This window comes from Pseudomonas extremorientalis, from assembly GCF_001870465.1.
Lineage (GTDB): Bacteria > Pseudomonadota > Gammaproteobacteria > Pseudomonadales > Pseudomonadaceae > Aquipseudomonas > Aquipseudomonas extremorientalis.
The window spans coordinates 340106-352192 of record NZ_MDGK01000058.1; the positions used below are offsets into that span (position 1 = coordinate 340106).

Sequence of the window (12087 nt, forward strand, 5' to 3'; positions counted from 1 at the left end):
AATAAAAATAAGACGAAACGACTCTGACATAACAAAAACAACACGGCAGAGACGCAGCTAACAGATTTTTTTGGAGAAGATGTGCTTCGCAGGGTACGGCATGCCGAAACCCGCAACCGGTCAGAGAAAAATAAAACTACCTCAGGTAGCTGCCCACTGGTTGGATCATCACGAAGAAGCAGATCAGCGCTCAAAAAAATACGTTTGCTCTTGATCCCGGATGGGGGTCGCCAAAAACAGCGGTAAAGGGTAACGGTTGCCAAAAACAACAATAGACCGCCCCTCAATAATAAAAAAAGAGCACGCAACGACAAATTAAAGGGGACCCTCGGGTCCCCTTTGTGCATTCAGGGATTTACTCCTGCCCTGCCCCCAACTCCTCCATGGAAATCTCGCGCATGCGGAATTTCTGGATCTTGCCCGTTACCGTCATCGGAAACTCCTCTACGAACTTGAAGTGCTTGGGCGTCTTGAAGTGCGCGATGCGGCCCTTGCACCAGGTTTGCAGCTCCAGTTCATTGGCGACATGGCCGGGGTGGAACTTGATCCAGGCGACGATAGCCTCACCGTAGCGCGCATCCGGAATGCCGATGACCTGCACATCCGCCACCGCCGGATGGGTAAAGAAAAACTCCTCCAGCTCACGCGGGTACACGTTCTCGCCGCCGCGAATGATCATGTCCTTGTTGCGCCCGGCGATGCATACGTAGCCGTGGGCATCCATGCTTGCCAGGTCGCCGGTGTGCATCCAGCCGGCGTCGTCGATGGCCTCGCGCGTGGCGTCGGGGTTGTTCCAGTAGCCGAGCATCACGCTGTAGCCACGGGTGCACAATTCGCCGATTTCTCCACGCGCCACCGTGTTGCCGTCTGCATCGATGATCTTGCTTTCCAACTGTGGCTGGGTGCGCCCGACCGTGGTCACACGGCGCTCCAGGTCATCGTCCGCTCCGGTTTGCAGCGACACCGGGCTGGTCTCGGTCATGCCGTAGGCAATCTGGACCTCGCGCATGTGCAGTTCGCTGATGACCCGGCGCATCACCTCGATGGGACACGTGGCGCCAGCCATGATGCCGGTGCGCAGCGTAGACAGGTCAAAGTCGCCCAGCTGTGGGTGATCGAGCAGGGCGATGAACATGGTGGGTACGCCGTAAAGACCGGTGGCGCGTTCTTCGGCGACGGTGGTGAGGGTCAGCAGCGGGTCGAAGCCGTCGTTCGGATAGATCATGGTGGTGCCATGGGTGATGCAGCCCAGGTTACCCATGACCATGCCGAAGCAGTGATACAGCGGCACCGGGATCACCAGGCGATCTTGCGCGGTCAGGCCCAGGCTTTCGCCGACCATGTAGCCGTTATTGAGGATGTTGTGATGACTGAGGGTGGCGCCCTTGGGGAAGCCGGTGGTGCCGGAGGTGTACTGGATATTCACGGGCTGATCGAAGTGCAGGCTGGCCTGGCGACTGTGCAACTGTTCGGGCGCAATGCCAGCGCCGAGCGCGGCCAGTTGCGACCACGGCATGAACCCTGTGGGTGGGTTGGGATCGAGGCTGATGAGGCCGCGCACGTCCGGTTTCAGCTCCTGCAGCATGGCGTGATAATCGGAGCTTTTGAATGAGCCGGCGCACACCAGCCACTGACAGCCGGATTGCTTGAGCACGTAGTCCAACTCGCTGCTGCGATAGGCCGGGTTGATGTTGACCAGGATCACCCCGAGCTTGGCGCTGGCAATCTGGCTGATGCACCACTCGACGCAATTGGGTGCCCAGATGCCCAGGCGGTCGCCCGTTTGCATGCCCAGGGCCATGAACGCCCGCGCGTGCAAATCGACAGTCTCCGCCAGTTGTCGCCAGGTGTAGCGGCGTTGTTGATGACGCACCACCAGAGCCTCGCCATCGGGGAATTGCGCAACGGTTCGGTCAAAGGCTTGGCCAATCGTCATGGCCAGCAAGGTCTTGTCCTGTGAGCCGCGGCTGTAGCTCTGGTTCGGTTGTTCCATAACGACCCCTGTTGTCTTTTTTGTAGGTTGACGTAAACGTAAACTACGATTGACAGCGCCGTAACGCAAGCTTACGTTAACGTAAAGGTGAGCGCCCTCCCCTGGCGCCCCATCCACACAACAACAATGCTCACATTAAGGTGCCTGTCCATGAGTTACCCGTCCCTGAACTTCGCCCTCGGTGAAACCATCGACATGCTGCGCGACCAGGTGCAGTCCTTTGTGGGCAAGGAAATCGCGCCCCGTGCGGCGCAGATCGACATCGACAACCTGTTCCCCGCCGACCTGTGGCGCAAGTTCGGTGACATGGGCCTGCTGGGCATCACCGTGCCAGAAGAATATGGCGGTGCGGGCCTGGGTTACCTGGCCCATGTGGTGGCCATGGAAGAGATCAGCCGCGGCTCGGCTTCGGTGGCGCTGTCCTATGGCGCACACTCCAACCTGTGTGTGAACCAGATCAACCGCAACGGCAATCACGCGCAGAAACTCCAATACCTGCCCAAGCTCATCAGTGGCGAACACGTCGGCGCCCTGGCCATGAGCGAGCCAAACGCCGGCTCCGATGTGGTCTCGATGAAGCTGCGCGCCGATAAGCGCGGCGACCATTACGTACTCAACGGCAGCAAGACCTGGATCACCAACGGCCCCGATGCCAGCACCTATGTGATCTACGCCAAGACCGACCTGGAAAAAGGCCCGCACGGCATCACCGCGTTTATCGTCGAGCGCGACTGGAAGGGCTTCAGCCGCAGCAACAAGTTCGACAAGCTGGGCATGCGCGGCTCCAACACCTGCGAGCTGTTTTTCGATGAGGTGGAAGTGCCCGAAGAAAACATCCTCGGCGCGCTCAACGGCGGCGTGAAAGTGCTGATGAGCGGCCTCGACTACGAGCGCGTGGTGCTCTCCGGCGGCCCTACCGGAATCATGCAAGCGTGCATGGACTTGATCGTGCCCTACATTCACGACCGCAAGCAGTTCGGCCAGAGCATCGGCGAATTCCAGCTGATCCAGGGCAAGGTTGCCGACATGTACACCCAGCTCAACGCCAGCCGCGCCTACCTCTACGCGGTGGCCCAGGCTTGCGAGCGTGGCGAGACCACGCGCAAGGACGCCGCCGGGGTGATCCTCTACAGTGCCGAACGCGCCACGCAAATGGCCCTGGACGCGATCCAGATCCTGGGTGGCAACGGCTACATCAACGAATTCCCGGCCGGGCGCCTGCTGCGCGATGCCAAGCTGTATGAGATCGGCGCCGGCACCAGTGAAATCCGGCGGATGCTGATCGGTCGCGAACTCTTCAACGAAACCCGCTGAAGGAGCGCACCATGGCCACCTTGCACACCCAGCTCAACCCGCGTTCGGCGGAGTTTGCCGCCAACAGCGCGGCGATGCGCCAACAGGTCGACGCCCTGCACACCCTGCTCGCCCACGTGCAGCAAGGCGGCGGCGCCAAGGCACAGGAGCGACACACCTCACGCGGCAAGTTGCTGCCGCGCGAGCGTATCAATCGTTTGCTCGACCCGGGCTCGCCGTTCCTTGAACTCAGCCAACTGGCCGCCCATCAGGTGTACGGCGAAGACGTGCCGGCCGCCGGGGTGATTGCCGGGATCGGCCGCGTGGAAGGCGTCGAATGCATGATCGTCGCCAACGACGCCACGGTCAAAGGCGGCTCCTACTACCCGCTCACCGTCAAAAAACACCTGCGCGCCCAGACCATCGCCGAACAGAACCGCCTGCCGTGCATCTACCTGGTGGACTCCGGCGGCGCCAACCTGCCGCGCCAGGACGAAGTGTTTCCGGACCGCGAGCACTTCGGGCGGATCTTCTTCAACCAGGCCAACATGAGCGCCCAGGGCATCCCGCAGATTGCGGTGGTGATGGGTTCGTGCACCGCCGGTGGCGCCTATGTGCCAGCCATGGCCGACGAAGCAATCATGGTGCGCGACCAGGCCACCATCTTCCTCGCCGGTCCACCGTTGGTGAAGGCGGCGACCGGTGAAGTGGTGAGTGCCGAAGACCTCGGCGGTGCCGATGTGCACTGCAAGATTTCCGGGGTGGCCGATCACTATGCCGACAGCGATGAGCATGCACTGGCGCTGGCCCGGCGCAGCGTGGCGAACCTCAACTGGCGCAAACAAGGCCAGTTGCTGCAACGTTCGCCGGTAGCTCCGCTGTACAGCAGTGAAGAGTTGTACGGCGTGATCCCGGCCGACGCCAAGCAGCCGTTTGATGTGCGCGAAGTCATTGCACGGCTGGTGGACGGTTCGGTGTTCGATGAATTCAAGGCGCTGTTTGGCACCACCCTGGTGTGCGGCTTTGCCCACCTGCACGGCTACCCGATTGCGATCCTGGCCAACAACGGGATTCTGTTTGCCGAAGCCGCGCAAAAAGGCGCGCATTTTATCGAGCTGGCCTGTCAGCGCGGCATTCCCTTGTTGTTCCTGCAGAACATCACCGGCTTCATGGTCGGCCAGAAGTACGAAGCCGGCGGCATCGCCAAGCATGGCGCCAAGCTGGTCACCGCCGTGGCCTGCGCCAAGGTGCCGAAGTTCACGGTGATCATCGGCGGCAGCTTTGGCGCGGGTAACTACGGCATGTGTGGCCGCGCCTATGACCCGCGCTTTTTGTGGATGTGGCCGAACGCACGGATTGGCGTGATGGGCGCCGAACAGGCGGCGGGGGTGCTGGTGCAGGTCAAGCGCGAGCAGGCCGAACGCGCCGGTACAGCGTTCAGCACGGAAGAAGAAGCCGCGATCAAGCAGCCGATCCTCGACCAGTACGAAACCCAGGGCCACCCCTACTACTCCAGCGCACGCCTGTGGGACGACGGTGTGATCGACCCGTTGCAGACCCGTGACGTGCTGGCGCTGGCCTTGTCCGCGTCGCTGAATGCCCCCATCGAGCCGAGCCGCTTCGGCGTGTTCCGCATGTAAATGGAGCTGTACCCCATGAGCGATTTCAACACCCTCGAACTGATCACCGATGCCCGTGGCTTTGCCACGCTGTGGCTCAGTCGTGAAGCCAAGAACAACGCGTTCAACGCCGAGATGATCCGCGAACTGATCATCGCCCTCGATCGGGTACAAGGCGATCCGTCCCTGCGCTTCCTGGTCCTGCGCGGGCGCGGCAAGCACTTCAGCGCCGGCGCCGACCTGGCCTGGATGCAGCAGTCGGCCGAGTTGGATTACCACACCAACCTGGACGATGCCCGCGAACTCGCGGAGCTGATGTACAACCTGGCCAAAATGAAAATCCCGACCCTGGCGGTGGTGCAAGGCGCAGCCTACGGGGGCGCACTAGGCTTGATCAGTTGCTGCGACATGGCGATTGGCGCCGATGATGCGCAGTTCTGCCTGTCGGAAGTGCGTATCGGCCTGGCGCCGGCGGTGATCAGCCCGTTCGTGGTGCAAGCCATCGGCGAACGCGCAGCACGGCGCTATGCCCTGACCGCCGAACGCTTTGGCGGCCAGCGCGCACGCGACATCGGCTTACTGGCGGAAAGCTATCCGATCGGCGAGCTGGACCATCAGGTCGAACAGTGGATCGCCAACCTGCTGCACAACAGCCCGGCTGCCATGCGCGCCAGCAAAGACCTGTTGCGCGAAGTGGGCAACGGTGCTCTCACCCCAGCGCTGCGCCGCTATTGCGAAAACGCCATTGCGCGCATCCGGGTCAGCGCCGAGGGCCAGGAAGGCTTGCGCGCGTTCCTGCAAAAACGTCCACCGAGCTGGCAGCCCCAGGAGCCGCGTTCATGAGTACATTGACAACCCTGCTGGTGGCCAACCGTGGCGAGATTGCCTGCCGCGTGATGCGCACCGCCAAGGCCATGGGCCTGACCACCGTGGCGGTGCACAGCGCCATCGACCGCGATGCACGGCACAGCCGTGAGGCGGATATCCGCGTCGACCTGGGCGGCAGCAAGGCTACCGACAGCTACCTGCAAATCGACAAGCTGATCGCCGCCGCCCAGTGCAGCGGCGCCCAGGCGATCCATCCGGGGTATGGTTTTCTGTCGGAGAACGCCGGGTTTGCCCGTGCAATTGAAGCCGCCGGGTTGATCTTCCTCGGGCCGCCCGCCTCCGCCATCGATGCCATGGGCAGCAAGTCGGCCGCCAAGGCGCTGATGAAAACCGCAGGCGTGCCCCTGGTGCCGGGCTATCACGGCGACGCCCAGGACCTGGACACCTTCCGCGCCGCCTGCGAGCGCATTGGCTACCCGGTACTGCTCAAGGCCACGGCCGGTGGCGGCGGCAAGGGCATGAAGGTGGTCGAGCACGTCAGCCAGTTGGCCGAGGCGCTCGCTTCGGCCCAGCGAGAAGCGCTGTCGTCTTTCGGCAATGGGCAAATGCTGGTGGAGAAATACCTGCTCAAGCCACGTCATGTGGAGATCCAGGTGTTCGCCGATCAACACGGGCATTGCCTGTACCTCAATGAGCGGGACTGCTCGATTCAGCGTCGCCATCAAAAAGTCGTCGAGGAAGCGCCGGCACCGGGGTTGAGTGTTGAACAACGCAAGGCCATGGGCGAGGCGGCTGTGCGTGCGGCTCAGGCCATCGGTTATGTCGGTGCCGGCACTGTGGAGTTTTTGCTCGACGCGCGTGGCGATTTCTTCTTCATGGAGATGAACACGCGACTGCAGGTGGAGCACCCCGTCACCGAAGCGATTACCGGCCTGGATCTGGTGGCCTGGCAGATTCGTGTCGCCCAGGGCGAGGCGCTGCCGATCACCCAGGAACAGGTGCCGCTGGTCGGCCATGCGATCGAAGTGCGGCTGTATGCCGAGGACCCGACCAATGACTTCCTGCCTGCCACCGGGCACCTGGCGCTGTATCGCGAATCCGCACCCGGCCCAGGGCGCCGTGTGGACAGCGGTGTCGAGCAAGGCGACAACATCTCGCCGTTCTATGACCCCATGCTCGGCAAGCTGATTGCCTGGGGCGAGGACCGTGAACAGGCGCGGTTGCGGTTGTTGGGCATGCTGGATGAGTTTGCCATCGGCGGGCTCAAGACCAACCTGGGTTTTCTGCGGCGCATTATCGGGCATCCGGCGTTTGCGGATGCGGAACTGGATACCGGGTTCATTCCGCGCTATCAGGATGAGTTGTTGCCCGAGGCCGGTGAACTGGGTGATGAATTCTGGCAGGCAGCCGCCGCGGCATTCATGCAGAGCCTGCCACCATCGGATGGACCCTGGGCAGATAAACGCGGCTTTCGCGCTGGGCTGCCTGCCGAGGTGTCACTGCATTTGAGTTGCAATGGCCAGGACCGACTGGTGACGCAGGCCGCCCAGGCGCCACAGTTGCGTGGCGAACAGTTGCTGATCGAACAACAGGGCCTGCGTCGCAGCCATCTGGCGGTACGCCATGGACACACGGTGTATCTGCGTTGGGACGGCGAGATGCGCGGCGTATCGCTGTTCGATCCGATTGCTGCAGTCGAGGCCAACCAATCCCATCAGGGTGGGCTGACAGCCCCGATGAATGGGAGCATCGTACGGGTGCTGGTAGAGGTGGGCCAACCGGTGGAAGCCGGCACGCAACTGGTGGTGCTGGAAGCCATGAAAATGGAACACAGCATCCGCGCGCCCCAGGCCGGGGTGGTCAAGGCACTGTTCTGCCAGGAAGGCGAAATGGTTGCCGAAGGTTGCACTTTGGTGGAGCTTGAAACGGCTGGTTAAAATTTTGCCGTGGCCTGTACGACGACGCCCAGGAGGCGGCAATCGTCGGTCAGCAACTGCTTCGGGTAGGTGGGATTGAGCGGCACCAGGTAACGCTGGCCGCTCTCCTCCAGCAACTGGCGAAAGGTCGCCCGGGGGCTCCCGACCCACTGGGCCACCACTAATTTACCGGGCTCGGCGGCAATGGCCGGGTCCACCAGGATCATCATGCCCGCACTGATGCTCAGGCCACTGGGTGCGGTCATGGCGTCGCCGGTGACCGGCAGCCAGAAGGCTTCGCCCCGGGCATGGTAATCCGTCAGCTCGAAGCGGGCAGCGCCGTAAGGTGTACGCGGCTCACGCACTTCGCACAACCCATTCCAATCGCTGACCGGATAACGGAAATACGGGTTGTAGTTTTTCTCCGCAGGCGGCTCATCGACCCGCTCGCGAATATCCAGCGCGACTTCCAGATAGCCCAGCCCCAGCGCCGCCAGCACCCGATTCATGTCCACCAGGCTCGGCGCACGGCGCTTGTTGAGCCAATGGCCGACGCCGCCCTGGGACATGCCCAGGCGCTCAGCCAGTTCACCTTGCGTGACCTTGCGGTCTTCCATGTTGGCCTTGACCAACGCGATCCAGTTATCCATGGGCGCTGACAATACGTCACGCAGTTTCCAGGGCAATAAACAGTTTGTAGTAATCCATAAAACGACATAAATACGATACGTACTATCATCGGGCATAAGGTTTTCGACACCCACCCCAGAGTACCGCCCCCTATGACGACAAGCCCGTATCTGCTGCCTGAAATCCCCGAAGACACCGAGCTGCACGACCTGCGCAGCAGCGGCGCCGCCAAGCGCGCATTGGACTTTTACTTGAAAGAAGATATGTCGGCACAAGGCCCTGACGATGCCCTGTTTGCCATCAAGCCAGGCATCAGCCCGGAGGAAGCCCTGGTGCACGCCTCGGACCTGTTGCGCAGCGCAGCGGCCACGGCCTATGAGTCCGCGAGCAGCCATCGCGGCACTCATCGTGACCTGGCGTTTTCGGTGGTGTATTTGATCGATATGGCGAAGGCGATGGTGGAGCGGTCGTTGCAGGCGCCGGAGGCTCAAGCGAACGGATGACAGGCGCAAAGAAAAAATATTTCTATCTCACGGATAAAAACATTTGACTTGCAAATGATAATGATTATTATTGGACCCAGCTGATCGCGAGATCAGTCGATAGACCAAGGGACCTTAGGTCGGACTCTTGGAATATCTCCTCATCAGGCTAATCACGGTTTTTGACCCGGCTCTTTGGCCGGGTCTTTTTTCTGCCAGTTTCCCTGGCATGGCTTCAGGCTAATGAAGACTGTGTGTTGCTTGATGGCGCGCATGGTAGCAAAAGACTATCGCCAAAAGAAAGCCAGTCTACCGCTCTGGCCCCCATCTTTTCGAAATAGCGCTTGAGAATCAATCTCATAGATCCTAAGCTGCTGCGGCGTCAAGGAAGACGCCCCCTACCCCTTCGCAACAATTTTGCGTCCAGTCTTTACCAGACTCCTGTGTAAGATAGCCGCCACAACACTCATATTCAGGCAACCAGACTATGACCGTGGCCTTGACCTCCATCAGGATCAGCACCGACTTCGACAGTGGCAATATCCAGGTACTGGATGCCCACGACGCCTATCAGTTACTGCTGGCAATCAAACCCGACACGCGCAGCCAACATTACCAATGGTTCCACTTCAAGGCCGAAGGCATGCACGTGGGCCATACCCACACCTTTCGCCTGAGCAACGCGGGTAAATCGTCCTACCCACACGCATGGAGTGGCTACAACGCCGTGGCCTCCTATGACCACATCAATTGGTTCCGGGTGCCTTCGCGCTTCGACGGGGAAATCCTGCATATCAGTTTGGAAACCCGCGAGAAGCACGCCTGGTTCGCCTATTTCGAACCCTATAGCCGCGAACGCCACGACTGGCTGATCGAGCAGGCCCTGAGTCGCGCCAATACCTGCTTGCTGGCCACCGGCAAAAGTGCCGAAGGCCGTGACATCCAGCTACTGCGTCGCGGCAAGGGCGGCGAAGGTCGGCGCAAGATATGGATCATCGCCCAACAGCATCCCGGTGAGCACATGGCCGAATGGTTCATGGAGGGCATCATCGAACGCCTGCAACAGGACGGTGACGCCGAGCTGAAAAAACTGCTGAAGATCGCCGACCTGTACCTGGTGCCAAACATGAACCCGGACGGAGCCTTCCACGGTCACCTGCGCACCAACGCCATGGGCCAGGACCTCAATCGTGCCTGGCAGAGCGCCAGCCAGGAGAGCAGCCCGGAAGTGTTGTTCGTCCAGCAACAAATGGAAAAGTACGGCGTCGACCTGTTTCTCGATATCCATGGCGACGAGGAAATCCCCTACGTCTTCACCGCTGGCTGCGAAGGCAACCCCGGCTACACCCCACGCATCGAGGCATTGGAAAAACACTTTCGCAGCCACTTGAGCGCCCTGACCCGCGACTTCCAGACCACCCACGGCTACACCCGCGACCTGCCGGGCGAAGCCAACATGACCCTGGCGTGCAACGCGGTCGGCCAGAAATACGACTGCCTGTCGCTGACCCTGGAAATGCCCTTCAAGGACAACGACGACGCGCCCAACCCGAGGACCGGCTGGTCAGGCGAGCGCTCCAGGCAATTGGGCAAGGACGTGCTGAGCACGGTGGCCGATATCGTCACCGCGCTGCGCTGACGCCCTCTCCCGCCGGCATCACTCCTTGGTGCCGGTCATGCTCTGCAACACGCCATCGCGGCGGATCAGCCCATGGAACAACGCCGCCGCCAGGTGCAACAGCACCGTCAGGAACAGCAGGTAGGCCAGATAACCATGGGCCTTGCGCAGCACCGCGAACAATGGCGCGTTCGCGCCCACCAGCGCCGGCAGCTGCACCGAACTGCTGAGCATCACCGGATCGCCTGCCGCCGAAATCATCGCCCAGCCCAGCAGCGGCAATACCAGCATCAAGGCATACAGCACCACATGGGACACCTTGGCCGCCAACACTTGCCACAACGGCAGGTCGACGGGCAGCGGCGGTTGGCGCGTGGAGAACCGTACCGCCAGGCGCACGATCACCAGCGCCAGAATGGCGATCCCCAGCGGCTTGTGCAGGTGGATCAACCACTCATGCCGTTCCGACACTGAAGCCGCCAGGCCCGCGCCGATAAACAGCATGGCGATGATCATCAGCGCCATCAGCCAGTGCAGCAGGCGCGCCAGCGGGGCAAAAAACCGTGGTTGGGCATTCATGGCTTCGACTCCTGAGGGGCGCTGTGCAACGGGCCGACTTCACCGGCGCGGCGCAGGTAGGAACTGGCATACGCCGCCGAGCGTGCCGCCAGCAACGGGTCATTGGACGCTTCGATGCCACTGGGCAGAATCAGCGGGTCGAAATTGATGTCGCGGCAATCACCGTCCGCTTGCGGCTGGCTGCTTTGCAACACCAGCGTGCCGGCATTGATGACTTTATGCTCGCCAGTCCAGGCCTTGCTCGCATCGTCCACTGGGTCACCCGGGTTGGCCAGGGTCATGTTCAACTGCCAGCGCAGCGGCCCGGCGGCCAAGCGTTGCACCAGGTCTTGTTCCAGGTAATCACTTCCGGCTGGCGCGGTATCGCCCGGCGCATCCTGACTCTGCGGCACCACGCCCCAACGCACGGCCTGGCGCTTGCCATCGGCGCCCACCAGGTAAAACGCGTTGATACCGTTATAGGTTTCGGTCGCATAGCTGGCCGAAGGCTTGGCAGTCTTGACCCACGCCAGGAACGGCGCGGTCTCGGGGTGGGCGGCGAAAAACGCCGGCATGCTCGCCGGGTTCGGCTTGCCAGTGGCGGGCTCCGGTGCGCCGGCCTGGAGCAACTGATAGAACGCCTCGGGCGTGCCCACCGGGAACACTGGCATGCTGTTCATACCGGTGCGCCATTGCTGGCCGTTGGCCTGGGAGAACTGCACCGCAAAACTGCGGATCGGCACACTGCTGTCGGGCGCGTAAGGGTTGCCGCTGGGCAAGGCAAAGCGGCCGATCACGGGGGTCTTGGCCTCGCTGAACACTTGGGCACTGGAATAGGTGCGAGCTTCGGGCGTGCTCTCGAAATACCCGGCGACGCAGATGCCTTTGGCATGGTTACGCCGAAAGCCCGGGTGCACGCCATTGTTGGTTTCCAGCGCGTTGACCAGGGTTTTAGGACGCAGGCGCTGTGGGTCGAGGGTGCCGTTGACGTAGGCAAAGGCCCCCGCCACAACCGCAACCACGGCACTGATACCCGCCAGGCGCGCGATCAGGCTCGCGGTGCTCAACGGGGGACGAGGCGGTGATGAGTGATCTACCATGAAGGAACTCCGGGGCCAAAGGCCTTAGGGGTGAACATAAGGTCGGAGCA

Annotated in this window: 10 protein-coding genes; 6 read left to right on the forward strand and 4 right to left on the reverse strand. The window is 61.7% G+C overall.

Annotated features, from left to right (window positions below; genetic code table 11):
• Positions 1–355: 355 nt before the first annotated feature.
• Entirely contained in the window at positions 356–1993 is a 1638-nt protein-coding gene (locus tag BFN10_RS25345; RefSeq protein ID WP_071491995.1) for an AMP-binding protein, read from the reverse strand.
• A 150-nt stretch (positions 1994–2143) separates the two neighbouring features.
• Here BFN10_RS25345 and BFN10_RS25350 point away from each other — a divergent pair, with 150 nt between their 5' ends.
• From BFN10_RS25350 to BFN10_RS25365, 4 genes are read left to right on the forward strand one after another with little or no spacing between them, the layout of a single operon-like run.
• Positions 2144–3307 (forward strand): isovaleryl-CoA dehydrogenase, encoded by a 1164-nt coding sequence (locus BFN10_RS25350; protein WP_071491996.1) that lies wholly within the window; start codon positions 2144–2146, stop codon positions 3305–3307.
• Between the two features lie 11 nt (positions 3308–3318).
• Positions 3319–4926 carry a carboxyl transferase domain-containing protein gene (locus BFN10_RS25355; RefSeq protein WP_071491997.1) on the forward strand — a complete coding sequence of 536 codons (1608 nt, stop codon included), beginning with the start codon at positions 3319–3321 and terminating at the stop codon, positions 4924–4926.
• A gap of 15 nt (positions 4927–4941) precedes the next feature.
• Complete coding sequence (locus BFN10_RS25360) at positions 4942–5748, forward strand: gamma-carboxygeranoyl-CoA hydratase (RefSeq protein WP_071491998.1); 807 nt, start codon at positions 4942–4944, stop codon at positions 5746–5748.
• Positions 5745–7670, forward strand: coding sequence for an acetyl/propionyl/methylcrotonyl-CoA carboxylase subunit alpha (locus BFN10_RS25365; RefSeq protein ID WP_071491999.1), 1926 nt, complete (start codon positions 5745–5747; stop codon positions 7668–7670). Before BFN10_RS25360 ends, BFN10_RS25365 begins: the two co-directional genes overlap by 4 nt.
• On the opposite strand, the gene BFN10_RS25370 is transcribed toward BFN10_RS25365, so the two are convergent.
• The gene (locus tag BFN10_RS25370) at positions 7667–8299 is read right to left on the reverse strand and encodes a LexA family protein (RefSeq protein ID WP_071492000.1); all 633 of its coding nucleotides are present in this window, start codon (positions 8297–8299) and stop codon (positions 7667–7669) included. The two genes, BFN10_RS25365 and BFN10_RS25370, sit on opposite strands and share 4 nt — an antisense overlap.
• A 132-nt stretch (positions 8300–8431) precedes the next feature.
• Here BFN10_RS25370 and BFN10_RS25375 point away from each other — a divergent pair, with 132 nt between their 5' ends.
• Positions 8432–8782, forward strand: coding sequence for a DUF6124 family protein (locus tag BFN10_RS25375; protein ID WP_071492001.1), 351 nt, complete (start codon positions 8432–8434; stop codon positions 8780–8782).
• Positions 8783–9248: 466 nt separating this feature from the next.
• Positions 9249–10400: a M14 family metallopeptidase gene (locus BFN10_RS25380; protein WP_071492002.1), complete on the forward strand. Its 1152-nt coding sequence runs from the start codon at positions 9249–9251 to the stop codon at positions 10398–10400.
• An 18-nt stretch (positions 10401–10418) separates the two neighbouring features.
• On the opposite strand, the gene BFN10_RS25385 is transcribed toward BFN10_RS25380, so the two are convergent.
• Positions 10419–10958: a cytochrome b gene (locus BFN10_RS25385; RefSeq protein WP_071492003.1), complete on the reverse strand. Its 540-nt coding sequence runs from the start codon at positions 10956–10958 to the stop codon at positions 10419–10421.
• Entirely contained in the window at positions 10955–12037 is a 1083-nt protein-coding gene (locus BFN10_RS25390; protein ID WP_071492004.1) for a catalase family peroxidase, read from the reverse strand. Before BFN10_RS25390 ends, BFN10_RS25385 begins: the two co-directional genes overlap by 4 nt.
• Between the last annotated feature and the right edge of the window lie 50 nt (positions 12038–12087).